The 24,970-nt window shown below is 39.4% G+C and carries 22 protein-coding genes; 7 read left to right on the top strand and 15 right to left on the bottom strand.

Going from position 1 to position 24,970, the window contains the following annotated elements:
- Positions 1-6: 6 nt before the first annotated feature.
- The 6 genes from DPV81_RS02100 to sstT are packed head-to-tail and all read right to left on the bottom strand — an operon-like array spanning position 7 to position 5,405.
- Positions 7-564 (bottom strand): TorD/DmsD family molecular chaperone, encoded by a 558-nt coding sequence (locus DPV81_RS02100; RefSeq protein WP_111386511.1) that lies wholly within the window; start codon positions 562-564, stop codon positions 7-9.
- Between the two features lie 23 nt (positions 565-587).
- Positions 588-1,193, bottom strand: coding sequence for an NAD(P)H-dependent oxidoreductase (locus DPV81_RS02105; protein WP_111386513.1), 606 nt, complete (start codon positions 1,191-1,193; stop codon positions 588-590).
- Complete coding sequence (locus DPV81_RS02110) at positions 1,190-1,645, bottom strand: NfeD family protein (RefSeq protein WP_111386515.1); 456 nt, start codon at positions 1,643-1,645, stop codon at positions 1,190-1,192. The genes DPV81_RS02105 and DPV81_RS02110 overlap by 4 nt, the downstream gene beginning before the upstream one ends.
- 52 nt (positions 1,646-1,697) lie before the next feature.
- Positions 1,698-2,612, bottom strand: a complete 915-nt coding sequence (locus DPV81_RS02115; RefSeq protein WP_111386516.1) for an SPFH domain-containing protein — start codon at positions 2,610-2,612, stop codon at positions 1,698-1,700.
- Positions 2,613-2,657: 45 nt separating this feature from the next.
- On the bottom strand, positions 2,658-4,106 hold the full coding sequence (modF, locus tag DPV81_RS02120; RefSeq protein ID WP_111386518.1) for a molybdate ABC transporter ATP-binding protein ModF: 1,449 nt from the start codon (positions 4,104-4,106) through the stop codon (positions 2,658-2,660).
- A 57-nt stretch (positions 4,107-4,163) separates the two neighbouring features.
- A complete protein-coding gene (gene sstT, locus DPV81_RS02125) occupies positions 4,164-5,405 on the bottom strand; it encodes a serine/threonine transporter SstT (protein ID WP_111386520.1) in 1,242 nt (413 codons plus the stop codon).
- A gap of 273 nt (positions 5,406-5,678) precedes the next feature.
- On the opposite strand from sstT, the gene DPV81_RS02130 reads away from it, so the two are divergent.
- The gene (locus DPV81_RS02130) at positions 5,679-6,128 is read left to right on the top strand and encodes a LexA family protein (protein ID WP_075875252.1); all 450 of its coding nucleotides are present in this window, start codon (positions 5,679-5,681) and stop codon (positions 6,126-6,128) included.
- A gap of 83 nt (positions 6,129-6,211) precedes the next feature.
- Here DPV81_RS02130 and DPV81_RS02135 read toward each other — a convergent pair whose 3' ends face one another.
- From DPV81_RS02135 to aceE, 4 genes are all read right to left on the bottom strand, one after another.
- Entirely contained in the window at positions 6,212-6,763 is a 552-nt protein-coding gene (locus tag DPV81_RS02135; protein WP_005695690.1) for an NlpC/P60 family protein, read from the bottom strand.
- A gap of 163 nt (positions 6,764-6,926) precedes the next feature.
- The gene (gene lpdA / locus DPV81_RS02140) at positions 6,927-8,351 is read right to left on the bottom strand and encodes a dihydrolipoyl dehydrogenase (protein ID WP_005695688.1); all 1,425 of its coding nucleotides are present in this window, start codon (positions 8,349-8,351) and stop codon (positions 6,927-6,929) included.
- Between the two features lie 91 nt (positions 8,352-8,442).
- Complete coding sequence (aceF, locus tag DPV81_RS02145) at positions 8,443-10,356, bottom strand: pyruvate dehydrogenase complex dihydrolipoyllysine-residue acetyltransferase (RefSeq protein WP_111386521.1); 1,914 nt, start codon at positions 10,354-10,356, stop codon at positions 8,443-8,445.
- Between the two features lie 88 nt (positions 10,357-10,444).
- A complete protein-coding gene (gene aceE, locus DPV81_RS02150; RefSeq protein ID WP_111386523.1) occupies positions 10,445-13,111 on the bottom strand; it encodes a pyruvate dehydrogenase (acetyl-transferring), homodimeric type in 2,667 nt (888 codons plus the stop codon).
- 307 nt (positions 13,112-13,418) lie between these two features.
- Here aceE and mgsA point away from each other — a divergent pair, with 307 nt between their 5' ends.
- Positions 13,419-13,877 (top strand): methylglyoxal synthase, encoded by a 459-nt coding sequence (mgsA, locus tag DPV81_RS02155; protein WP_111386524.1) that lies wholly within the window; start codon positions 13,419-13,421, stop codon positions 13,875-13,877.
- Positions 13,878-13,933: 56 nt separating this feature from the next.
- Here the strand turns inward: mgsA and DPV81_RS02160 are convergent, their stop codons facing one another.
- The gene (locus DPV81_RS02160) at positions 13,934-15,433 is read right to left on the bottom strand and encodes a YdgA family protein (protein WP_111386526.1); all 1,500 of its coding nucleotides are present in this window, start codon (positions 15,431-15,433) and stop codon (positions 13,934-13,936) included.
- Positions 15,434-15,701: 268 nt separating this feature from the next.
- Between DPV81_RS02160 and dnaK the strand changes: the two genes are divergently transcribed.
- The 4 genes from dnaK (at position 15,702) to dnaJ (ending at position 20,741) form a co-directional block, all read left to right on the top strand.
- Positions 15,702-17,603 carry a molecular chaperone DnaK gene (gene dnaK, locus DPV81_RS02165; protein WP_111386527.1) on the top strand — a complete coding sequence of 634 codons (1,902 nt, stop codon included), beginning with the start codon at positions 15,702-15,704 and terminating at the stop codon, positions 17,601-17,603.
- Between the two features lie 120 nt (positions 17,604-17,723).
- The gene (locus DPV81_RS02170) at positions 17,724-18,122 is read left to right on the top strand and encodes a GyrI-like domain-containing protein (RefSeq protein ID WP_111386529.1); all 399 of its coding nucleotides are present in this window, start codon (positions 17,724-17,726) and stop codon (positions 18,120-18,122) included.
- Positions 18,123-18,195: 73 nt separating this feature from the next.
- Positions 18,196-19,464, top strand: a complete 1,269-nt coding sequence (locus tag DPV81_RS02175; protein ID WP_111386530.1) for an O-acetylhomoserine aminocarboxypropyltransferase/cysteine synthase family protein — start codon at positions 18,196-18,198, stop codon at positions 19,462-19,464.
- Between the two features lie 140 nt (positions 19,465-19,604).
- Positions 19,605-20,741: a molecular chaperone DnaJ gene (gene dnaJ, locus DPV81_RS02180; protein WP_111386532.1), complete on the top strand. Its 1,137-nt coding sequence runs from the start codon at positions 19,605-19,607 to the stop codon at positions 20,739-20,741.
- A 59-nt stretch (positions 20,742-20,800) separates the two neighbouring features.
- On the opposite strand, the gene modC is transcribed toward dnaJ, so the two are convergent.
- The 3 genes from modC to modA all read right to left on the bottom strand — a co-directional run bounded on the left by modC (position 20,801) and on the right by modA (position 23,417).
- Positions 20,801-21,856, bottom strand: coding sequence for a molybdenum ABC transporter ATP-binding protein ModC (gene modC / locus DPV81_RS02185; RefSeq protein ID WP_111386533.1), 1,056 nt, complete (start codon positions 21,854-21,856; stop codon positions 20,801-20,803).
- Positions 21,843-22,559 carry a molybdate ABC transporter permease subunit gene (gene modB, locus DPV81_RS02190; protein ID WP_258164903.1) on the bottom strand — a complete coding sequence of 239 codons (717 nt, stop codon included), beginning with the start codon at positions 22,557-22,559 and terminating at the stop codon, positions 21,843-21,845. Before modB ends, modC begins: the two co-directional genes overlap by 14 nt.
- Before the next feature lie 93 nt (positions 22,560-22,652).
- Positions 22,653-23,417: a molybdate ABC transporter substrate-binding protein gene (gene modA, locus DPV81_RS02195; RefSeq protein ID WP_111386535.1), complete on the bottom strand. Its 765-nt coding sequence runs from the start codon at positions 23,415-23,417 to the stop codon at positions 22,653-22,655.
- Between the two features lie 134 nt (positions 23,418-23,551).
- On the opposite strand from modA, the gene modE reads away from it, so the two are divergent.
- The gene (modE, locus tag DPV81_RS02200) at positions 23,552-24,319 is read left to right on the top strand and encodes a molybdenum-dependent transcriptional regulator ModE (RefSeq protein ID WP_111386537.1); all 768 of its coding nucleotides are present in this window, start codon (positions 23,552-23,554) and stop codon (positions 24,317-24,319) included.
- Positions 24,320-24,371: 52 nt separating this feature from the next.
- On the opposite strand, the gene yfbR is transcribed toward modE, so the two are convergent.
- Entirely contained in the window at positions 24,372-24,968 is a 597-nt protein-coding gene (gene yfbR / locus DPV81_RS02205) for a 5'-deoxynucleotidase (RefSeq protein ID WP_111386539.1), read from the bottom strand.
- Positions 24,969-24,970 lie beyond the last annotated feature (2 nt).

Raw genomic sequence — 24,970 nt, forward strand, 5'->3', positions numbered from 1 at the left:
TGAAAACTACTCGCCTTCTTCTAATTCATCAGCCATTGCAGCCAAGATTTCACGGGTTAAATACGCTAATGAACGATAGAAAGGAAGTGTGGCATAAGTTTCCACTTGGGTTAAGAATTTCGCTGCACAAGGTAATAAGAAATCACCGAATAAATCTTGTTGAGCGGATAGCGATTCCGTGTTGTCTTCTAACCAAGAGGCTGTAAGCAATAACAAGGCGAAATGATCCACATTCTCTGTCTCTGGCACGTTACGAGCATGACGGAAATCCATAAAACGTTGCACATCGATACCATAACTTGAAATAGCTGTCGGCACGTTACCGTTTGGACCAAACAATTTTTGATATTCTTGATCAAGTAACGTTAAATCAATTTTCATCTGTAAATTATCAATGGCGGCTTCACTTTCTTTATCCGTAGAAAGTGCCCACACTTGACTTAAACCTTGTTGTTGCAGCCAATCAAATACCCCACTCAAAATTGGATCCGTAGGGCTGCGATAAAATAAATTGCCGAATAAGCGACTAATTAAAGAGAAATTATTCATTTGAGTTTCTGACATCTGTTGCTTTCCTATAATTGTGCTCAAGATTGAGCTAAAAGTGCGGTCAATTTTGCTGTTGTTTTTTCAGCAGCTTCATCAAGCATCGCCTGGCGGGCTGCATCATCGATAATGTGAATATCACCAAATAAAGAGTAATCCACATTCTCGATACCGCAATAATTAAATAAACCATTGATCAAACAATGATTGAGGGATTTATCCACGCCGTATTCTTGATATTTTGCTACGCTACTCCCTATGGTGATAAATTGTTGCATTGCTTTATCTTGAAGCAGACCTTTGGATTCACCATTCTCTGTTTTATAAGCAAAACCATGGCTTAATACACGATCCAAATAGCCTTTCAACATGGCGGGAAACCCCATCCACCATAAAGGATAAACCATCGTAATCAAATCTGCTTGGCGAATAAAATCATGTTCCTGCTGAATTTCTGCGGGGATAATACCCTTATTAGCCGATTGTAATTCTTCAAAGGAAATAATCGGGTTAAATTTCATGGTGTAAAGATCACGCAAATGGGTTTCAACACCAAGCTGTTGACTTGCTTTTACAATGCGATCCACAATTGCACGACCAAAACTTTTTTGGCTATTGGGATGCGCAAAAATAATCAAATGATTCATTCTGTTACCTTTTTAACTAACAATGTAATGCCATCAACGCGTTCTACCACCACAAGCTCGTTCACATTTAAATGCTCGCCTTGGATACGCCATGTGGTATCGCCAAAAGCACCTCGACCAATCCCGTTAGAACCAATTTCTAACACCGTGCCTTTTTTACCTAACAGAGTATGATCCCGTTGATTTAAGGTTGTACGTGATTGATCCTGATTATCTTTGCTATGTTGGTATTTCCACCAAAGCAACGAGAGAATAATCGCTAAAATCGCATAAAAAATGGCTAAGGCGGTTAAGGATAAACTTGGCACCAACGCCATTACGCCTGCTGCCACAATCGCGGCCAAGCCCCACCATAATAAAAACACGCCAGGTACGAGAGTTTCAGCGATTAATAATACAAAACCTAATACTAACCAATGCCATACCGACCAAGTTGTTAACCAATCTGCCATATCAACTCCTTGAGAGAAAAAGTGCGGTCATTTTTAACCGCACTTTAAGAAATTACGCTTTTTTGTCGCCTTTTAACAGTTCGGCAATACCCGCCACCGAGCCGATTAAATTGCCTGCTTCAAGCGGAATCATAACCACTTTACTGTTCGGTGAACCACCAATTTGTTTTAAGGCTTCTGTGTATTTTTGTGCGATGAAGTAATTGATTGCTTTGGTATCACCGCTGGCAATCGCTTCTGACACCATTTGGGTTGCTTTCGCTTCTGCTTCTGCTGCACGTTCACGCGCTTCTGCTTGTAAGAAGGCTTCTTGACGCTCCCCTTCTGCTTTCAGAATGCGGGCTTGTTTTTCTCCTTCTGCACGTAAAATTTCCGCCTGACGAATCCCTTCCGCTTCTAAGACTTCCGCCCGTTTATTACGTTCTGCTTTCATTTGTGCGTTCATTGAATCAATCAACTCACGTGGTGGACGCACATCGCGAATTTCAATACGGGTGACTTTAATTCCCCAAGGATTGGTCGCTTCATCCACAATTGCCAGCAAGCGACCGTTAATGGAGTCACGTTGGGAAAGCATTTCATCCAATTCCATCGAACCTAATACGGTACGAATGTTGGTCATAGTTAAATTGATAATCGCCTGTTCTAAATGGTTCACTTCATAAGCTGCACTACGAGCATCAATCACCTGAACAAAACAGACCGCATCAATAGATACGTTGGCGTTATCCTTAGAAATAACTTCTTGTGAGGGAATATCTAATACCTGTTCCATCATATTGATCTTGCGGCCAACACGATCCACAAATGGTACGACAAAGTTTAAGCCAGGCATTAGAGTGTGGGTATAACGCCCAAAACGCTCAATCGTCCAGTTATAACCTTGCGGTACAGTTTTGAGTGCTGAAAAAAGTACGACTACAACTAATACAATAAAGACGATTGCGGCAACGGATAAGCCTTCCATAGATTGCTCCTTAATGATGAGGATATATAAGAAAAGTCTATCAAATTAGACCGCACTTTGTATATAAATATATTTATCGTTTTCTCTTATAAATTCAAAAAGATGCGTAATACAATTCGGGGCATCTAAATCTTGATGAGAGACAAATAAAAGTTGGGTTTTACTATTATTGACCAGTTGCTCAATAAAATGTTTTACTAGCTTGCGATTTAATCCATCAAGCCCTTGAAAAGGTTCATCTAAAATCAAAACAGGCGGATATTTCACCATTGCACGTGTAATTAAAAGCAAACGTTGCTGTCCCCAAGAAAGTGAACGAAATGGCTTTTTTGCTAAATGAGTCAGATTTAAACGAGCTAACCATTGCATGGCTTTCAAACGAATTGCCTCTGGCACTTGTTGATAAATCCCAATACTGTCAAAAAAACCTGAAATGATCACATCTAGCACGGAACAATTCACACGATAATCTAAATGCAGTTGGCTGCTTACGTAACCAATTTTTTGTTTGATATCCCAAATGGTTTCGCCTGAACCACGTTGTTTACCAAAAATCATCACATGATTCGCAAAGGCTTGAGGATGATCACCTGTAATTAACGAAAGTAAGGTTGACTTCCCTGCTCCATTTGGTCCTTTAATCCACCAATTTTGATTTGGCTGAACAACCCAATTTAAATGATCCAAAATCACTTTATCGCCATACTGAACTGTAACATTTTTAAGTTCAAAGTGCGGTTGGTTTTCAGGCAGTTTTAGTAATGGTGAGGCCGGCTCAGGCAACGCAACATCAACAGACTGTTCCGCATACACTAATTGTTGATAAATACTTTGTTGCTCAATGGATTGGCGTACACCTTCTAATACTAACTCTAAATTTTCCAACATAGCTAAATGAGTCGCTTCAGCCGGAATATCTGCCAAACGATTAACGATTAGAACGATAGCACATTCTTTTTTTAGTTCGTTCAACATCACCATCCAATCTTTTACTGATTGCTGATCTAGCCCTTCAAAAGGTTCATCTAAAATTAATAAATCGGGCTTTTGCAATAATGTTTGTGCCAATAAGACTTTTCGTGTTTCCCCAGTAGAAAGTTTGATAAAGAAACGATCTAAGAGATAAGTAATCCCTAATTTTTCTGCAATTTGTTCACAAAAAGTGAGTTCCGTGCTGCCATTTAAAATGGTTTCTCTTGCCGTTTTACCAAAGAAATCTGGATCGGTATCATCGTTGTTTAAATTCTTTAATGTGGCTTCAAGAATTTCTCGTTGTTTTTCAAAAGAAAAGGAGTGAACACGTTTGAAGGAATTATGGTACTCCCCTTCCTGTAAAGGTAACTCATTTTGCAAAGCTAAAGCAAACGCCGATTTCCCACTCCCATTACTGCCTACCACAACCCAATATTGTTGTGGCTCAATCGCAAAGTGCGGTAAGTTTAAGGTCTGTTTTTGATAAAGCTTAAATTTTGCTTGCTGAATTAAAAGTGCCATTCTCTTTCCTTTAAAAACAAAAGGCGAGCAATTGCCCGCCTTATTAGATTAATTTAATTAACCGTTTTTACGCTCTTCTTCGATACATACTGCCGCAGTAAATAGTACGTCAGTTGAAGAGTTAAGTGCTGTTTCTGTTGAGTCTTGTAAGATACCAATCACGAAACCTACACCAATCATTTGAGCAGCGATGTCATCATTAATACCGAATAAGCTACAAGCTAATGGAATTAACAATAATGAGCCACCAGCAACACCAGATGCCCCACACGCACAAAGCGCCGCAACAATACTTAATAACACCGCACTAACAAAAGAAACTTCAATACCCAATGTATGAACAGCTGCTAACGTTAATACAGTAATAGTAATTGCCGCACCCGCCATATTGATATTCGCACCCAATGGAATTGCCACAGAATAGGTTTCTTCATCAAGATTTAAGCGTTTTGCTAATTCAATGTTTACAGGAATGTTTGCTGCAGAGCTACGTGTAAAGAATGCAGTTACACCACTTTCGCGTACACAAGTCCACACTAATGGATATGGATTACGACGAATTTTCCAATAAACGAGAATTGGATTAAGTACAAAGGCAGTAAATAGCATTGTACCGATTAACACGAATAATAAGTGAACATATCCACCTAACGCAGATAAGCCTTTGTCAGATAATGTTTCAGCCACTAAACCGAATACACCAAAAGGTGCAAATGAAATAATCACGTGAACAATTTTAGAAATGCCTTCTGCAAAATCAGCCACAACTTGTTTAGTTGCATCTGATGCATGACGAAGGGCTAAACCTAAACCGATAGACCACGCTAAAACACCGATAAAGTTTGCTTTGAAAATTGCATTTAATGGGTTATCCACCACATTCAATACTAACGTTAACATGACTTGACCAACAGATTGAGGTGCTGAACTCGCATCCTCTTTTACTGCAAGAGCCACATCTGATGGGAATGCCATACTTGCAATTACTGCAGCCACAGCCGCTAAGAACGTACCCAAAAGATAAAGCACGACAATTTCTTTCATGTTACTTTTAGAGCCCACTTTCTTATTAGCGAGCGCAGCCATAACAAGGAAGAAAATCAAAATTGGTGCAACAGCACGCAATGCTTTAACAAAGATTTGACCGAGCACTCCAAAGCTAGATGCAAGATCAATACCTGCTGAATTTTTTACACTCTCATTCACCAAGGCAACAAGGATCCCGAGTACCAAACCAACGGCAATTCGTTTTACCAAATTACCTTGGAACAAAAAATGAAATAAACGTGTTGTATTCATAATAGTTTTAAATGAAGATTAAGTTGAACTTCAGATCGTTACGATCCACCGAAACAAGATAAAGATAGCTCAAATTTTATTTAAAAGAAAATTTTTTCTTTATTATTTTGTTAAAAAATTGAACTTTTTCAGTAAGGAATGAATTTTTTCTAAAATTTTCGCCTATAAAAAAATTTTTTCTATGCCCTATTGACATACTGTATCTAATACCAGTATATTACAACTGTATAAACAACCACTGATTAAAAACACACAAACTAAAAGGAACACAAGATGATGAACTACGCAAATACAGTTGCACAAAATGATATGACGTTTTCTTATCATCCTATGCCATTTTTCAATGATGTTGAAAGCAAATCAACATTTAATAAAAAATTAGATCTCAACCTTTATTGCATCAAACGTCCACAACAAACTTGTTTTATTCGTGTTACCAATCCGAATATGCTTGCTTGGGGAATTGAAATGGGCGATATGTTAGTGGTTGAAAAAAATGACAGCCTTTTCATTGGTGATCTTGTCGTTTTAGAAAAACAAGATGAATTCCATATCTATGAATTTGCCGGCGTAAGCGGTAATGAATTTGTATTCATGGCATTAGATTCTAAAGTGGAAAATATTAAAACAACACAATGGACAAACCTTCCATTAGTTGGCACGGTGACGAATACTATCCATCAAATGAAACCAAGAAGAGACTTAATGAAATTTGCGGCTTAAGCCAATAATCAAATAATCTAAATTCTAAATAAAGAAAAGTGCGGTTAAAATTAACCGCACTTCTTGTTGAAATAAAATTGTCATTACATCACGCGACGAGATTGTGTATAAGTTCTTGACCAGTAATCTTCATCTAATGAACTAATTGTTACGCCTTGACTTGTACTTGCATGCATAAATTGGTTATTACCAATATAAACGCCAACATGATTGTTGCGACGGAAGAACACTAAATCACCTTTACGTAATTCATGTTTTTGGATTTGGCGACCTAAATAGCGTTGTTCTGAGGTTGAACGTGGAAGCTCCATGCCGTAAGCATCGAGAAAAGCAGTTTGCATAAATGCAGAGCAATCAATACCATGTTTTGAAGTGCCACCCATTCTGTAACGAGTACCAACCCATTCGTTATAAACTTGAGCAAGCGCTTTATCACCAATTAAACCTGATTTAGGACGGTTAGTTCTTAATTTAGGGTAAACGCCCCCTTTTTTCCCATCTAAACCAGCAATCAAACCCGTTAACTCAGCATCATCACTTTCACTAATCATGCCGTTTTGTGCCTGCCCCGAGTTGTTAGAGCAGGCTGTTGTCAAAACAGCCAAACCTACAATAATCAAAATCTTCTTTAACATAGCTTTTAAATAATAAAAAAATATAAAAACAAAACTGGTCGGATTTTATCAAAAAGTCATTATGCCCGCCAGTTTTTATTGAATTTTTATGCAATTTTGTGAGTGAGATCTCAAAAAAAATAAGGACTGCTCAATGAGTAGCCCTTAAAAGGATTAGAATTGATTATTTTTTCTTCGCTTTTGCATTTGGAAGATCGGTAATTGAACCTTCAAATACTTCAGCCGCAAGACCTACAGATTCATGAAGTGTTGGGTGAGCATGAATTGTTAATGCGATATCTTCCGCATCACAACCCATTTCGATCGCTAGACCGATTTCACCTAATAATTCACCACCGTTAGCCCCCACGATAGCCCCACCAAGTATACGATGAGTATCTTTATCAAAGATTAATTTGGTCATACCTTCTGCACATTCAGATGCAATCGCACGGCCAGAAGCTGCCCAAGGGAATTTAGCGACTTCGTAGTTTAAACCTTCTTGTTTACATTCTTTCTCAGTTTTACCTACCCAAGCTACTTCTGGTTCAGTATAAGCAATAGAAGGAATGACTTTTGGATCGAAGTAATGTTTTTGTCCTGCAATCACTTCTGCCGCTACGTGACCTTCGTGGACACCTTTGTGAGCTAACATTGGTTGACCAACAATATCACCGATTGCAAAGATATGAGGCACATTAGTACGCATTTGCTTATCAACATGAATGAAACCACGCTCATCCACTTCAACTCCAGCTTTACCTGCATCGATCAATTTACCGTTTGGTGTACGACCGATTGCCACTAACACTGCATCATAACGTTTAGTGTCATTGCATGCTTTACCTTCCATTGAAACATAGATACCATCGTCTTTTGCTTCAACTGCAGTCACTTTAGTTTCAAGCATTAACTTGAATTTTTTCTCTACTTGTTTGGTGTAGATTGCAACAACATCTTTATCTGCTGCTGGAATTACTTGGTCAAACATTTCAACCACTTCAACTTCAGAACCTAATGCATGATATACGGTACCCATCTCTAAACCGATGATACCACCACCCATGATTAAAAGTTTTTTCGGTACTTCTTTTAATTTAAGAGCATCTGTTGAATCCCAAACACGTGGATCTTCATGTGGAATGAATGGTAATTGAATTGGGCGAGAACCCGCTGCGATAATCGCATTATCGAATTTGATTGTTGTTGGTTTACCATCACGATCACGTGCTACTAATGTATGTGGATCGGTAAACGCCGCTAAACCTTCAACAACGGTGACTTTACGTTGTTTAGCCATGCCTGCAAGACCGCCTGTTAATTTAGCCACAACCGCTTCTTTACCTGCGCGCACTTCATCTAAATCAATGCGAGGCTCAGCGAAATACACACCATTTTTGCTTGCGTGTTTTGCTTCTTCAATTACTTTAGCAACGTGAAGTAATGCTTTAGAAGGGATACAACCTACGTTTAAACATACCCCACCTAATGTTGAATAACGTTCAACAAGTACTGTTTCTAAACCTAAGTCCGCACAACGGAATGCCGCTGAATAACCTGCAGGACCAGCACCAAGTACCACAACTTGGGTTTTAATTTCTTTACTCATTTTTACCTCGTAAAAACGTTCAAATTTTTGACCGCACTTGCGGTCCTTTCTGTAAGATGTGAGCCTAATCACTCACATCTTACCATGTTAATTACATCACTAAGCGACGTAAGTCAGCTAATACGCCATTGATATAGCTTAAGAAACGAGCACCATCAGCACCATCGATCACGCGGTGGTCAAAAGATAATGATAATGGAAGCATTAAGCGTGGCTCAAATTCTTTACCATTCCAAACTGGTTGCATTTCTGATTTAGACACACCTAAGATAGCCACTTCAGGTGCATTTACAATTGGTGTAAAGTGAGTTGTACCAATACCGCCTAAGCTTGAAATGGTGAAACAACCACCTTGCATATCAGAACCTGAAAGTTTACCGTCACGTGCTTTTTTGGAGATTTCCATTAATTCACGAGAGAGTTCGATAATACCTTTTTTGTTCACGTTTTTAAATACAGGTACAACAAGACCGTTTGGTGTATCTACCGCTACGCCAATGTTGATGTATTTTTTAAGTGTTAATTTTTGACCGTCTTCAGAAATAGAGCTATTGAAACGTGGGAACGCTTCTAATGCTTTCGCTACTGCTTTCATAATGAACACAACCGGTGTAATTTTCACATCCAATTTTTGTTTTTCAACAATCTTGTTCTGTTCTTTACGGAATGCTTCTAAATCGGTGATATCTGTGCGATCGAAGTGAGTAACATGTGGAATCATTACCCAGTTACGATGTAAGTTTGCACCAGAGATTTTGTTGATACGGCTTAATTCAACTTCTTCTACCTCACCAAATTTGCTGAAGTCAACTTTCGGCCACGGTAATAAACCTAAGCCTGCGCCGTTTGCCACACCATTACCCGCTGCTGCAGAAGATACAGTGCCTGTTTCAAACGCTTTAACAGCGGTTTTCACGTAAGCTTGAATATCTTCTTTCACGACACGACCTTTACGGCCCGTACCTTTTACGCGATCAAGGTTAATACCGTATTCACGCGCTAAGCGACGAATCACCGGTGTTGCGTGTGCATAACCTGCGCTTGCTACAACTTGTTCTTGGCTTAAACCAGATACATTACCTGATTGTGCTGCCGGCGCTACTGCAGGTGCTGTTTGAGGAGCTGGAGCTGCCGCTGCAGGAGCTACTGCTGGCGCTGGTGCTGCACCTGCCACTTCAAATTTCATAATTAATGAACCAGTTGAAACTTTATCACCTGATTTCACTAAAATTTCTTTTACCACACCCGCAAACGGAGCTGGCACTTCCATTGAGGCTTTATCGCCTTCAACGGTGATTAAAGATTGCTCCTCAGAAACGCTGTCACCAACGGCAACCATGATTTCAGTTACGTTAACTTCATCGCCACCGATATCTGGAACATTCACTTCTTTAATGGCTGAAGCTGTTGGTGCTGCTGCAGGCGCTGCAGCCTGTTGAACTGGTGCTGCGGCTGGTGCAGTACCTGCCACTTCAAATTTCATGATTAATTTGCCAGTAACAACTTTATCACCCACGTTGATTAAAATTTCTTTTACGACGCCAGCAACTGGAGCAGGCACTTCCATTGACGCTTTATCACCTTCAACATTGATTATTGACTGATCAACTTCAACGGTATCGCCTACTTTCACCATAATATCTGTCACGTTTACTTCGTCTGAACCGATATCGGGTACATTGACTTCAACGACACTTGCAGCTGCTGGTGCGGCTGCCGGTGCAGGTGCAGGTGCTGCAGGTGCTGCTGCAGCTGGAGCAGGCGCTGCCGCATCCGCTGACTCTAATACAAGCATTGGTGTGCCAGTTGTGACTTTATCACCCACTTTTACTAATACTTCTTTTACCACACCGGCTTCAGGTGCAGGGACTTCCATTGAAGCTTTATCACCTTCAACATTGATAATACTTTGATCAGCAGTAATGGTATCACCTACTTTCACCATCACTTCTGTTACGGTAACTTCATCACTACCGATATCAGGAATTTGAATTTGTTTTGACATGTTATCTTACCTTTAAAAAACGCAGTTAAAATCAACCGCACTTTATTTGTAGATGCTCCTGTGTGCTCTCACACACAGGATGTTTTAATTAAGCGTAAAGCGGATTTAAAATTTCAGTTTTTAAACCAAATTTCGCGATTGCATCAGCCACCACTTTCGCATCAAATTTGCCTTGTTTTGCAAGCTCATGTAATGCTGCAACCACAACATAACGTGCATCCACTTCAAAGTGTTCACGTAAGTTTTCACGGCTGTCTGAACGACCGAAACCGTCAGTACCTAATACGTGATAGCTTTGTGCTGGGATGAATGCACGAACTTGTTCTGCAAATAATTTCATGTAGTCAGTTGCTGCAACAGCTGGAGCATCGTTCATTACTTGTGCAATGTAAGGTACGCGTGGTGTCTCAGTTGGATGTAACATATTCCAACGTACAGCATCCGCACCTTCACGAGCCACTTCAGTGAATGAAGGCACGCTATATACATCTGAGCTTACTCCATATTCATTTGCAAGAATTTGTGCTGCTTCACGAACGTGACGGAAGATCGCACCAGAACCTAATAATTGAACATGACCTTTGTTGCCTTTCGCTTCAACGGTTTCAAATTTATAAAGACCTTTACGAATACCTTCTTCTGCACCTTTTGGCATTGCTGGTTGTTCGTAAGTTTCATTTAATGTGGTGATGTAGTAGAACACATCTTCTTGTTTTTCACCGTACATACGGTTGATACCGTCTTGTAGGATAACTGCCACTTCATAAACGTAAGCTGGGTCATAAGACACACAGTTAGGAATAACAAGAGATTGAATATGGCTGTGGCCATCTTCGTGTTGTAAACCTTCACCATTTAATGTTGTACGGCCAGAAGTACCACCGATCATGAAACCACGTGCTAATTGGTCACCTGCTGCCCACATTAAGTCACCCACACGTTGGAAACCAAACATTGAGTAGTAGATAAAGAATGGAATCATCGGAAGGTTATTGACAGAGTATGAGTTCGCTGCAGCTAACCAAGATGATGCAGCACCTAATTCATTGATACCTTCTTGTAATACTTGGCCATCTTTCGCTTCACGGTAGTAAGCCACTAAATCACGGTCAGAAGGCACATAGTTTTGACCATGTGGATTGTAAATACCGATTTGACGGAATAAACCTTCCATACCAAAAGTACGTGCTTCGTCAGCAACAATTGGCACAATTTGTTTACCAATATTTTTATCTTTCAATAAGGTATTTAAGAAACGCACGAATGCCATTGTAGTTGAAATTGGACGAGCTTGAGCTTCCAATAATGGGGCAAATTCTTCTAAAGATGGCACTTTAAATTCAGTGGTGAATTTTGGTAAACGTTTCGGTAAGTAACCGTTTAACGCTTTACGTCTGCCATGAAGATAATTGTACTCTTCCGAACCTTCTGGGAAGGTAATGTATGGATAGTTAGGAATATCTTCATCTTTAATATCTAGGTGGAAATGATCACGGAAGTATTTAAGACTTTCGATCGACATTTTTTTAGATTGGTGAGCCGTATTTTTACTTTCTGCTTCAGGAATTTTATAACCTTTAACCATGTGTGCAAGGATTACTACAGGTTTACCTGCTGTTTGCGCTTTATGGAATGCCGCATAAAGTTTTTCAGAATCATGGCCACCGCGTCTTAATGCCCAGATTTCATCATCTGTCATATCCGCTACTAATGCTGCAGTTTCTGGATAACGACCAAAGAAGTGTTCACGAACATAAGCACCATCTTTAGATTTGAAGGTTAAATAGTCGCCATCAAGCACTTCCATCATCAATTGAGTTAACTTACCTGAGGTGTCTTTGGCAAATAATTTGTCCCAGTTAGAGCCCCACATGACTTTGATCACTTCCCAACCAGCACCAGCAAATAAACCTTCTAATTCTTGAACGATTTTACCGTTACCCGTTACAGGGCCATCTAAACGTTGCAAGTTACAGCTTACAACGAAGATTAAGTTATCTAAGCCTTCACGTGCTGCGAAGGTTAAATCACCTTTCGCTTCGATTTCGTCCATCTCACCATCACCAAGGAAAGCATAGACTTTTTGATCTTTGGTGTCTTTTAAGCCACGGTTATCTAAGTATTTTAAAAAACGAGCAGTACGGATTGCATTTACTGGACCTAAACCCATCGATACGGTAGAGAATTGCCAGAATTCAGGCATTAATTTCGGGTGAGGGTAAGAAGAAAGACCTTTACCTGGTTCACATTCCTGACGGAAGTTATTCATTTGTTCTTCAGTAATACGGCCTTCAACAAATGCACGCGCATACATACCTGGCGCTGCGTGGCCTTGGAAGAAGACTAAGTCACCGCCGTTTTTATCTGTAGCAGCTTTGAAGAAGTGGTTAAAACAGACTTCATACATGCTTGCTGCAGATTGATAAGTTGAAATGTGACCTCCTAATTCAAGATCTTTTTTCTGACCACGTAATACCGCCATGATCGCATTCCAACGTACAGCACTACGAATACGACGCTCAATAGCTTTATCACCTGGGTATGCTGGCTGTTCAGAAACTGGGATGGTATTAACATATGGGGTTGTTACGCCACCTTTTGCAATGTTCACACCACCATTACGAGCCTGGTCGATCACCTGATTGATGATGTAATGCGCACGCTCTGCGCCTTCGGCACGAATTAATGAATCAACAGCTGACAACCAATCCTGTGTTTCAATTGGGTCAATATCGTTTACTAAGGTATCTGACATAGTCTTTCCTTATTTTACTGAGTGAAAATGAAGTTTGGTTATGACCAAACACGAAAATCAAGCTTGTTAATCAATGTTACAAACATTTAACAAATCTTGTAAATTTTAGAAGATTTTTTGCAAGAAAGATAGTAGATTTTCACTGTTCTCACGCATTTCTTCGAGTTATTGCAATACTCTTCACTAAAAGTGCGGTCATTTTTAAAGGATTTTTGACTTTAAGTTAAAGCATACTTTATGTATTGCATTCCCTACCCGCTTTGATCTAAAGTGTTCGCATGCTTTTAAGCTTTTTAGAGGACAAAATATGAACACGACAACTCGCCCAATTTTTTCTCATAAACGAATAGCGCTCGTTGCACATGACAGCTGTAAACAAAATCTGCTCAATTGGGTAAAGAAACATAAAGATGCACTTGCTCCCCATCAACTTTATGCAACTGGTACAACAGGCCATCTATTAGAAAGAGAAACGGGACTCAAAATAGCCTCACTATTAAGTGGCCCGATGGGAGGCGATCAACAACTCGGTGGACTAATTGCTGAGAAAAAAATTGATATGATGATTTTCTTTTGGGATCCGATGAATGCCGCGCCACATGATCCTGATGTAAAAGCGCTCATGCGTATTGCAACCGTCTGGAATATTCCGGTGGCGATTAATCAAAGCACAGCCGATTTCCTTTTAACATCAAGTTTATTTTATCAAGAAATCAATATTGATATTCCCGATTATGAAGGATATTTAAAAGCACGTTTAAATTAACCAAATAAAAAAGGAGATAAATCACTTTATCTCCTTTCTGCTTATTTATTCGTTAATTATTTACCCTGCATTGCTGCGCCCATTATTAACATAAATAATACGCCTTGAACTTGCTCTTCTGGAATCACTTGACCATTAAGTTTGAGTTCGCCTTTTTCAAGCACTAAGTTAAGCGTCACATTTTTATCATTATTCACCACAATATTTTGTGCTGCCGCTTGCTTAGCTTGCTCTTCAATTTGTGCTTTAATCAACGCTTTATCTGCTTCTGGATCTAATTGTGTCATAAGTTTTTCTGCAGTTGCTTTATCTACATGAATATTCACTGCAAAATCTGTAAACTGTTTATATAAACTCCCCGCCATTAAATCAAATTTCGGATCTTTCGCTAGCGCCACATTTAAATCTAATGACACTTTGCCTTGATCATCTGAAATTGACACAGGATTGAGTTTAATTTGAGGTTGATTATTAAAAATAGCCATACCATGCTCTTCAACCCATGAACTTAAGATTTCAGAAACCACTTCATCATTCACATTTTTATCATCTCTAACAGACTTAAATACTGTGAAAACAGCTTCAATCAAGGCATTTACTGCGTTTGCTTCAATATGATTTAACTCGCTATTGTTAGTTAACTTCCCTAACTCTTTTCCATCTAGAACAAATGAATCTACTGCACTCTCACTTTTTAAGTTTACAAAATCACCATTAAGTGAAATATCAGATGTGGCTTTTAAGCCTTTTTCAATAAGAGAAGTCGTTTTTCCAGCATAGTCCGTGCTCGTCATTTCGAAGCTTTCAGTTGAATAAGAACCTTTCCCAGTATAAATGTAAGCCCATTTTGTAGGATTGAATGAAGCATCCAATTTCATGCCCTTCATCTTCGTTTTTACCGACTTAACTGCAGTAGCGTCCTGGCTATCCCCATCTGCACTACTAGGGCCTAAATCAGCAGTCACTTCGTCTAAGGTCATGTCATATTTCCCCGCTCGATCTTTATCTACATCAAAACCAATGTTGATATTTGACCATGCGATCTTATTTTGCGGTGAGTGAGGATCTGTCATTTCCCCTGCTGCTAATTCAACTTTACCTTTTGTTGCTAAACTATAACTAGTCGAAGCTTGATATTGAACAGGTTTATCTGATTTAAGAAAATCAAATAGTGGCTGAGTTGTTTCATTTTTACCAATCACACCTTGTGCTGAAAACATTGTTGGTACGAAGTTAAATTTTTCCAACTGATTAAGTGGAAATGGTCCATGATAAAGCTTAGTTGAAAGTGGGATAGTAAATACTTGTCCTTCTTTCGGTAAAGAAATAACTACTTCATCTTCCACTTGAGAAGTAAAGAAACTGCGATCAAATTGCTTATTTTTATAAACAAGATTCACTGAATCTGACAAACCTAAACTTTGGAATTTTTGGTTCGCTAATTCAATTTGACGCAAATATTCAGTTTGTGCTTTTTCTCCAGTAAACCATGCACCACCGATGCCGACAATACCGAGGGCAACAATGACACCTAATGCTACAGTTGATTTTTTCATTTTGATTCCTTTGCTAACTAATAGATGATTAAAATTGCTGGCAATTTATCACAAATCACAATTTTTTTCTTATTTTTAAAAAATAATTTTATATCCCCCCTTGAACTTCTCATCTCTGGACTTATTTTGTAAAACAAGAACGGAAATGACCGCACTTTAAAAGGAAGAAAAAATTTTAAATCTTGCCTCTTGAAATGCGAAAAAGTATCCACATCTTATTCATCGTAACAATTTACAACGAATTTAAAATTTAATTAGGAGTAACAACATGGGAAAAATTATTGGTATTGACTTAGGTACAACAAACTCTTGTGTCGCTGTAATGGATGGTGACAAACCTCGCGTAATTGAAAACGCAGAAGGCGATCGTACTACCCCGTCAATTATCGCTTATACAAATGATAACGAAATTTTAGTCGGTCAACCGGCAAAACGCCAAGCGGTGACCAACCCGAAAAATACATTATTCGCAATCAAACGTTTAATTGGTCGTCGTTTTGATGATGCTGAAGTAAAACGTGATATCGACATTATGCCATTTGAAATCACCAAAGCAGACAATGGTGATGCATGGGTAAATGTAAAAGGTGACAAACTTGCGCCTCCTCAAATTTCTGCAGAAGTATTGAAAAAAATGAAGAAAACTGCGGAAGATTTCTTAGGTGAGCCAGTGACAGAAGCAGTAATCACTGTTCCTGCATACTTTAACGACGCTCAACGTCAAGCGACAAAAGATGCAGGTCGTATCGCAGGCTTAGAAGTTAAACGTATTATCAACGAACCTACAGCTGCAGCATTAGCTTACGGTTTAGATAAAGGTCAAGGCAACAAAACTATCGCTGTTTATGACTTAGGTGGTGGTACATTCGACTTATCTATCATCGAAATTGATGAAGTAGGTGGCGAAAAAACCTTCGAAGTATTAGCAACCAACGGTGATACTCACTTAGGTGGTGAAGACTTCGATAACCGTGTAATCAACTACTTAGTGGATGAGTTCAAAAAAGAACAAGGCGTTGATTTACGTAACGACCCACTTGCAATGCAACGTTTAAAAGAAGCAGGTGAAAAAGCGAAAATTGAACTTTCTTCTGCACAACAAACTGATGTGAACTTACCTTACATCACTGCAGATGCAACAGGTCCTAAACACTTAAACATTAAATTAACCCGTGCTAAATTAGAATCTTTAGTAGAAGATTTAGTGGCTAAATCACTTGAACCTGTAAAAGTTGCATTAAATGATGCTGGCTTAAGTGCATCACAAATTGATGATGTTATCCTAGTGGGCGGTCAAACCCGTATGCCATTAGTACAACAAAAAGTAGAAGAGTTCTTCGGTAAAGCACCTCGTAAAGACGTGAACCCGGATGAAGCCGTTGCTATCGGTGCAGCAGTTCAAGGTGGTGTATTAGCGGGTGATGTAACTGATGTATTATTGTTAGACGTAACTCCGTTATCTTTAGGTATCGAAACAATGGGTGGCGTAATGACTACCTTAATTGAGAAAAACACGACGATTCCAACTAAAAAATCGCAAGTATTCTCAACAGCAGAAGATAACCAAAGTGCAGTAACCATTCACGTATTACAAGGTGAACGTAAACAAGCATCAGCGAATAAATCTTTAGGTCAATTCAACCTTGAAGGCATCAACCCTGCTCCACGTGGTATGCCACAAATTGAAGTAACCTTTGATATCGACGCTGACGGTATTATCCATGTTTCTGCGAAAGATAAAGGTACGGGTAAAGAACAACAAATCACCATCAAAGCCTCTTCAGGTTTAAGTGATGAAGAAATTCAACAAATGGTTCGTGATGCAGAAGCAAATGCTGAAGCAGACCGTAAATTTGAAGAATTAGTACAAGCTCGCAACCAAGCAGATCACCTTGTACACAGCACACGTAAACAATTAGAAGAAGCCGGTGACAAAGTTCCAGCTGAAGATCGTGCAGCAATTGAAAGTGCATTAAGCGATTTAGAAACTGCAGCGAAAGGTGAAGATAAAGCAGCAATCGAAGCAAAACTTCAAGCACTTGCAGAAGTTGCTCAAAAACTTGCTCAAGCGGCACAAACGCAAGCTGATGCACAACAAGCTCAAAGCAACAGCAAACCAAATGATGATGTTGTTGATGCTGAGTTTGAAGAAGTGAAAGACAACAAATAATTTCACTTTAACCTAAATCAAAGGGCGTAGCGATACGCCCTTTTGGCATATTCATTAAATGCCATTTTTCCTGACTTTATTTAAAAAAGTGAAGTCAGGAAAAATAAACCCGGAGGATAAATGGCGTTAAAACTCTACCCAATCGTACAACAACGCTTAAATAACAACATAGCAAATGAGATAATCTCAGCCCTTTGGCAAAACAATCTTGATAAACTACCACAAGGTCACTGTTGTTATGGCATCTATTTTAATTATGCTACGAATCACCTAACAGACTATGATTTTGCGATTGCAAGTGAAGTAGTATTAGAGACAGATATGCCAGTGATTGAAATTGAAGATTTGAGTTTCTACGAAGTTTTTCGTTGCAAAGTAGATGAAATTTATCAAACATGGCAACTAATCTGGAAAAAAGAACAACAAGGTTTACTTAAGCGGGCTTATTCGGTGGATTTTGAAAAATACCACTCTGATGGTTTGGTAGAAATTTATATCGCTGTTGTACCACATTGCTAAGCTCAAAGTGCGTAAAATTTTATAAAAAACGACCGCACTTTACCCCAAAACAAACACAACAAAGGAAAAAACAATGAAATTCGAAACGAAATGCCTCCATGCTGGCTATACCCCTAAAAACGGTGAGCCACGTGTTCAACCAATCGTACAAAGCACTACTTATACTTATGATTCTGCAGAAGAAATTGGCAAGTTATTTGATTTACAAGCAGCCGGTTATTTCTATACTCGCCTAGCAAACCCAACAACAAATGCTGCGGAAGAAAAAATCACGGCACTTGAAGGTGGTGTAGCAACAATGTGTACTGCTTCTGGTCAATCTGCGGTTTTCTATGCGATGTTGAATATTTTAGAAGCAGGCGATCATTTCATTTCCTCTTCTTATGTGTATGGCGGTACTTACAATTTATTTGCCCATACATTCAAAAAAATGGGTATCGAAGTGACTTTTGTGGATCAAGATTTACCACTTGAAGAGCTCAAAAAAGCAATTCGTCCAAATACAAAAGCTGTTTTTGCTGAAACCATTGCGAACCCCGCTTTACGCGTGTTGGATATTGAAAAATTTGCAGCCTTAGCGAAAGCTGCTGAGGCGCCATTATTAGTTGATAATACCTTTGCAACGCCCTATTTTTGTCGTCCAATCGAATTTGGCGCAAATGTGGTCATTCACAGTACATCTAAATATTTAGATGGTCATGCTATTGCCTTAGGTGGCTCAATTACTGATGGTGGTAACTTTAATTGGAATAACGGCAAATATCCGCAATTAAGCATGCCAGACCAAACTTATCATGGTTTGGTTTACACAGAAACCTTCGGCCCTGCGGCTTATATTGTCAAAGCACGCGTGCAATTAATGCGTGATTTAGGTGCTACACCAGCACCACAAAATAGTTTCTTATTAAATGTAGGTATGGAAACCCTTGCGCTTCGCATGCAACGTCATTATGAAAATGCACAGGCTGTAGCCGAGTTTTTAGAAAAACATCCGCAAGTTGTTAAAGTGAATTACCCTGGCTTACCAAGTTCACCAGATTACGTGCTCAAACAAAAATACTTACCGAACGGTTTGTGTGGCGTTATTTCCTTTGAGATTAAAGGTGATAAAGAAACCGCGGCAAAATGGTTAAACGCATTGCAAATGACCTCACGTGAAGTACACGTAGCCGATATTCGGACTTGTGCATTACATCCAGCGACTTCAACGCACCGCCAATTAAGTGAAGCTGAATTAGAAAAAGCGGGGATTTCTGCAGGACTTATTCGCCTTTCTTGCGGTATTGAAAATATTCAAGATATTTTAGCTGACTTAGAGCAAGCATTTGCAGCAGCAAAATAAGTCATAAATTAACGAATTTACCCTTGATATTTCTGACTTCGACATTATTTTTATTCTTAGGTATGTTGTTAACGCAATACCATACAATAACAAAATAAAATTTTTTAAATTTATATTTTTAAACGGAAAACGAAAACATTATGGCAAAGAAAGATTATTACGACGTTCTTGGTGTTGAACGTGGCGCAGATGAAAAAGCAATTAAACGTGCTTACAAAAAACTCGCCATGCAATATCACCCTGATAGAACCAAAGGTGATAAAGCCAAAGAAGAAAAATTTAAAGAAATCCAAGAAGCCTATGAAATCCTAGGTGATAAAGAAAAGCGTGCGACTTACGATCAATACGGTCATGCAGCCTTTGAACAAGGTGGCATGGGAGGCGGTGGCTTCGGTGGCGGATTCAGCGGTGCTGATTTCGGTGATATTTTTGGTGATATGTTCGGCGATATCTTCGGCGGTGGCGGACGCGGTCGTCAGCGTGTTGTTCGCGGTGAAGATTTACGTTATGACATCCAAATTACGTTAGAAGAAGCCGTAAAAGGTACAACCAAAGATATCCAAATTAATACCCTTGCTCACTGTGATAGCTGCGATGGTACTGGCGCAGAAAAAGGATCAAAAGTTGAGACATGCCCAAGCTGTCATGGTTCAGGTCGTATTCGTCGCCAACAAGGTTTCTTCGTAACTGAAGCGGTTTGTCCTACTTGTCATGGTTCTGGTAAGAAAATTGAAAAACCATGTAAAAGCTGCCATGGCGAAGGTCGTGTTCACAAGAAGAAAAATCTTTCCGTTAAAATCCCTGCAGGCGTGGATACCGGCAACCAATTACGTTTAAGCGGTGAAGGTGCAGCTGGCGAAAATGGTGCTCCAGCAGGTGATTTATATGTGGTCATTCACGTTAAAGAACATCATATCTTTGAACGTGATGGCAATAACCTCTACTGCGAAGTGCCAATCAGTTTCTCAATGGCTGCGTTAGGTGGTGAAATCGAAGTTCCAACCTTAGATGGTAAAGTGAAACTCAAAATCCCTGCTGAAACCCAAACAGGCAAACTATTCCGTATGCGTGGTAAAGGGGTAAGCTCTACACGTAGCGGCTACGCAGGTGATCTCATTTGTCGAGTGGTGATTGAAACACCAGTGAACTTAAATAAAGAACAAAAAGAATTATTAGAAAAACTGGAAGAAAGTTTGAAAGGACAAAAATCGCATAATCCGAAATCTTCAAGCTTTTTAGACGGTGTGAAGAAATTCTTTGATAACTTAGGTAAGTAATCCTAAACAAAAAGTGCGGTCAATTTTAAAACTGTTTTGAAATTGACCGCACTTTTACTTTATACGACTGAAATCGCTTTTATTTGCACATAAACATCCATGCCTTGAGCGAAATGCAATTCATTAAACGCCCATTTACTGATACTTGCCCAAACTTTATGCCCTTCCACCAACACCGCAATATCAATGCGATTCTCTTGCGGAACGATTTGTACAATTTGCCCACGTAAGATATTACGAATACTCGTTTGTTCTGGCTTGCTGAGAGTGAGTGATACATCGGAACTATAAATACAGACACGTACTTTTTCATTCGCTTGATGATGCACTTCGTTAATCCAAAGCTGTTGCTCGCCTAAAGAAAGTGCGGTCATTTTATAGGTTGGATTATGTAAATAGACGGGCAACGCCAACACACTACTCTGCTCCGATTCGCCTTTCCAAGGGGCAAATGACGGACTGTTCCACACATTTTCTAAGGTGTCATAGGCTTTCACTTTGCCGTTTTCCATCAGCACTACACGATCGGCCAAGCGTAATAATTCATCTAAACTGTGCGTCACATATAAAATCGGCACATTAATTTCTTTGGATAGACTTTCCAAATATTGCATGAGCTCACGTTTGCGAGGCATATCTAAAGCTGAAAGCGGTTCATCCATCAATAAAATATCAGGATCTGTTAATAAGGCTCGCCCAATCGCCACACGTTGTTTTTCGCCTCCCGATAAAGTAAGCGGATAGCGTTTGAGTAACGGTTCGATACCAAGGAGCTGAACGATATAGTCAAAATCTTCACGGCTGACATGCTTCATGCCATAACGCAAATTACCTTTGACATTATAATGAGGAAATAAACGCGCATCTTGGAATACATAGCCGATTTTACGCTGATGTACGGGAAGATTCTCACTGTTCTCCACATCCACCAAAGTGCGGTCATTTAAACGAATAAATCCTTGATCGGGATGAGTTAAACCACTCACTAAATTAATCAATGAGGTTTTACCCGAACCTGACAAACCAAAAATAGCCGTCACACCTTGAGTTGGCAATTGCAGATCCGCACGTAAGGTCAGGCGACCTAATTGTTGTTGTACATTAATGTGTAGCATCGCCTTGCCCCAATTTTTTCTGCATCCGTTTGCTTAAGGCTTCGGAAAGCAATAAGGAAATTAATGAAAGAATCACCGCAAACAAGCAAAGTCGTGCAGTTTGTGCTTCTGCGCCCGGTGTTTGGATAAATGAATACATCGCTAAAGGAATGGTTTGGGTTTCCCCCGCAATATTAGATACGAAGGTAATGGTTGCCCCAAATTCCCCTAAAGAACGTGCGAAACCTAATACTAAACCCGCCAATACACCAGGGAGAGAAAGAGGCAACGTGATTGTAAAAAAGACTCGCCAAGGCGAAGCGCCAAGCGTTTGTGCGGCTTGCTCCAACTTAAAATCAATGCTTTCCAAAGAAAGACGAATTGCCCGCACAACCAATGGAAATGCTACCACTGCAGAAGCTAATACCGCTCCCTTCCAGCTAAAGCCAAAGGATAAGCCAAACCATTGATATAAATACTTACCGATAAAACCGTTACGTCCCATGGCGACTAATAATAAATAACCAATTACCACTGGCGGTAACACCAAAGGCAGATGAATAATTCCTGTAATCAGTGACTTACCGTAGAATTCCTTACGAGCCAGCAGCCAAGCGATAAAAATTGCGAAGGGCAAACTCCAAAGCATAGAACTCAATGCGACACTCATGCTTAAGTGAATCGCATCCCATTCCATCGAGCTTAATTGAAACCAAGAGAGCAAAATATTTCCTTGTGTATATATCGATATGACGAAATTTCTTTAGAGATAACAAAAAGGACAGTTTCCTGTCCTTTCTTTATAAAGTCTGGCTCATTATTTCACAGAGAAACCATATTCAACAAATATTTTTTTCGCAGCACTCGATTCTAAGTAATTGAGAAAATCACGGGTATCCGCGTTGTCATGATCTTTTAAAATCGCAACCGGATATTCAACCGGTTTATAACTCTCTTTCGGGAATACACCTACTGCTTTCACGTCTTTACTCACTTTCGCATCGGTGCTATACACAATACCGTAAGGCGCTTCAGCGCGTTCAACTAAAGCTAACGCACCACGCACGTCTTTCGCACGCGCTAATTTATCTTTGACTTGATCCCATAAATTCAATTTCGTTAATGATTCTTCTGCATATTGTCCTGCAGGAACATGCGCAGGATCACCCACGGACAAATAACTGTCTTTTAAGCCTTTAATCCATTCACCTTTAGCAATATCCACTGAATTAACCGCACTTTTAGCCGGCGCAATTAACACTAATTCATTACCCGCTAATACTTTTTCCGTTTCTTTTACAGTGAGATTTTTATCTGATAAATATTTCATCCATTTGTTGCTAGCTGAAATAAATAAGTCTGCAGGTGCACCTTCTTCAACTTGTTTTGCAAGAGTAGAAGAAGAAGCAAAAGAGAAAACAACGGTATTATTTGGCTTTTCAGTTTGGTATTGATCCGCAATTTGTTGTAACGCATCAGTCATTGAAGCTGCTGCAAACACAGTCACTTTTGCTGATGCAGCAAAAGATACACCCATACCCGCAATTAAAAGTGCGGTTGCAAATTTAGTTAATTTCATTATCTATCTCCTATATAAATGAAACTATATATAAAAAAATATACTGCGAGTAAATTATAACTTGAATTTTTAAATAAGCATACAGAAAAACTTAAAGATCAAGTAAAATAAACAGAATTGTGTATTAGGAGGAGATGATGAAACAAACTGAAATTTTACTGACGATCAAACTTCATCAAGAATTATTTATTGATCCAAAACGTGTTCGCCTCTTAAAAGAAATTAAAGAATGTGGCTCAATCAACCAAGCGGCCAAAAACGCTAAAGTGAGCTATAAAAGTGCTTGGGATCACCTTGAGGCAATGAATAAAATCAGCCCAAAACCGCTTTTAGAACGTAATATCGGTGGGAAAAATGGGGGCGGTACATCATTAACGACTTACGCAGAACGTTTGCTACAGCTTTACGATTTGCTCGAACAAACACAAGAGCACGCGTTCCATATTCTGCAAGATGAGACGATCCCGTTAAACAGCCTGCTTTCAGCAACAGCAAAATTCTCCTTACAAAGTAGTGCGCGCAATCAATTTTTCGGTAAGGTAGCAAGCCAACATATTGTGGACTCCCGCTGCATTGTTGCAGTAAACATTCAGGATTTAGCTCATCCATTACATGTTTCAATCACAATGCGCAGTGCAGAGCGACTCAGACTCATTACTGAAAAAGAAGTGATGGTCATGTTTAAAGCCCCTTGGGTGAAAATTAGCACTACCCCATTAGAAGAAAAAAATAACCTTTTCCAAGCGACGATTCTTTCTATGCAGAATGAAGAAGTGATTTTGCAAATAAAGGACAGCTCAATTGAATTTTGTGCGAGTATTCATAGCAAAGATGGTTGGAAAGTGGGACAAGATGTGTGGTTACACGTGGATCCTGAACAGATTATTTTAGCAACATTGAAATAATCCTCGAAACAGAAAGTGCGGTCAAAATTAACCGCACTTTTTTTATTTTCGCTCATAACGCAATCTCATCAATTGATCGCCCAAAACTAGGCAAAAAGACCTGTAAAAAATAATCCATTTCTTGACTGTGCCATTGTTCCATTAAATTTTCTAAGCGTTTTTTCGCTGTTTTAAATTCATGGTTACCATGCTCTAATTCAAATTGGGCTTTAATATAGGCACAAATCAAATCCGCTTGTTTTACTATATGCTTTTCTTCAGAGCTAAATTGCTCACTATCTAAGTATGGCGCGAAACTGTCTTGTAATTCTGTCGGGAGCAAACTAATTAAATGCAATTCGGCAGCCGCTTCAATATCTTTATAAGCATGCGTGATTTCAGAGTTGAAATATTTAATTGGGGTCGGCAAATCCCCAGTAAAGATTTCAGAGGTATCATGATACATTGCCATCACCGCAATACGCTCAGGATTCACTTCCCCGTCAAAAAATTGATTTTTAATAATCGCCAAGGCTTGTGCCACAAAGGCAACTTGCAGACTATGCTCTGCTAAGTTTTCCTTTTCAATATTACGCATCAATGACCAACGCTGAATTAAGCGAAGACGATCTAAACAGGCAAAAAAGTGACTGGTTTTAACTTCCACGATAT

It is taken from the genome of Haemophilus parainfluenzae (assembly GCF_003252795.1).
In the GTDB taxonomy this organism is placed as follows: Bacteria; Pseudomonadota; Gammaproteobacteria; order Enterobacterales; family Pasteurellaceae; genus Haemophilus_D; species Haemophilus_D parainfluenzae_K.

Coding starts and splice junctions, on each gene's coding strand:
- DPV81_RS02100 (WP_111386511.1), bottom strand. CDS start 564: ATGTCAGAAACTCAAATGAATAATTTCTCTTTAATTAGTCGCTTATTC.
- DPV81_RS02105 (WP_111386513.1), bottom strand. CDS start 1,193: ATGAATCATTTGATTATTTTTGCGCATCCCAATAGCCAAAAAAGTTTT.
- DPV81_RS02110 (WP_111386515.1), bottom strand. CDS start 1,645: ATGGCAGATTGGTTAACAACTTGGTCGGTATGGCATTGGTTAGTATTA.
- DPV81_RS02115 (WP_111386516.1), bottom strand. CDS start 2,612: ATGGAAGGCTTATCCGTTGCCGCAATCGTCTTTATTGTATTAGTTGTA.
- modF (WP_111386518.1), bottom strand. CDS start 4,106: ATGGCACTTTTAATTCAGCAAGCAAAATTTAAGCTTTATCAAAAACAG.
- sstT (WP_111386520.1), bottom strand. CDS start 5,405: ATGAATACAACACGTTTATTTCATTTTTTGTTCCAAGGTAATTTGGTA.
- DPV81_RS02130 (WP_075875252.1), top strand. CDS start 5,679: ATGATGAACTACGCAAATACAGTTGCACAAAATGATATGACGTTTTCT.
- DPV81_RS02135 (WP_005695690.1), bottom strand. CDS start 6,763: ATGTTAAAGAAGATTTTGATTATTGTAGGTTTGGCTGTTTTGACAACA.
- lpdA (WP_005695688.1), bottom strand. CDS start 8,351: ATGAGTAAAGAAATTAAAACCCAAGTTGTGGTACTTGGTGCTGGTCCT.
- aceF (WP_111386521.1), bottom strand. CDS start 10,356: ATGTCAAAACAAATTCAAATTCCTGATATCGGTAGTGATGAAGTTACC.
- aceE (WP_111386523.1), bottom strand. CDS start 13,111: ATGTCAGATACCTTAGTAAACGATATTGACCCAATTGAAACACAGGAT.
- mgsA (WP_111386524.1), top strand. CDS start 13,419: ATGAACACGACAACTCGCCCAATTTTTTCTCATAAACGAATAGCGCTC.
- DPV81_RS02160 (WP_111386526.1), bottom strand. CDS start 15,433: ATGAAAAAATCAACTGTAGCATTAGGTGTCATTGTTGCCCTCGGTATT.
- dnaK (WP_111386527.1), top strand. CDS start 15,702: ATGGGAAAAATTATTGGTATTGACTTAGGTACAACAAACTCTTGTGTC.
- DPV81_RS02170 (WP_111386529.1), top strand. CDS start 17,724: ATGGCGTTAAAACTCTACCCAATCGTACAACAACGCTTAAATAACAAC.
- DPV81_RS02175 (WP_111386530.1), top strand. CDS start 18,196: ATGAAATTCGAAACGAAATGCCTCCATGCTGGCTATACCCCTAAAAAC.
- dnaJ (WP_111386532.1), top strand. CDS start 19,605: ATGGCAAAGAAAGATTATTACGACGTTCTTGGTGTTGAACGTGGCGCA.
- modC (WP_111386533.1), bottom strand. CDS start 21,856: ATGCTACACATTAATGTACAACAACAATTAGGTCGCCTGACCTTACGT.
- modE (WP_111386537.1), top strand. CDS start 23,552: ATGAAACAAACTGAAATTTTACTGACGATCAAACTTCATCAAGAATTA.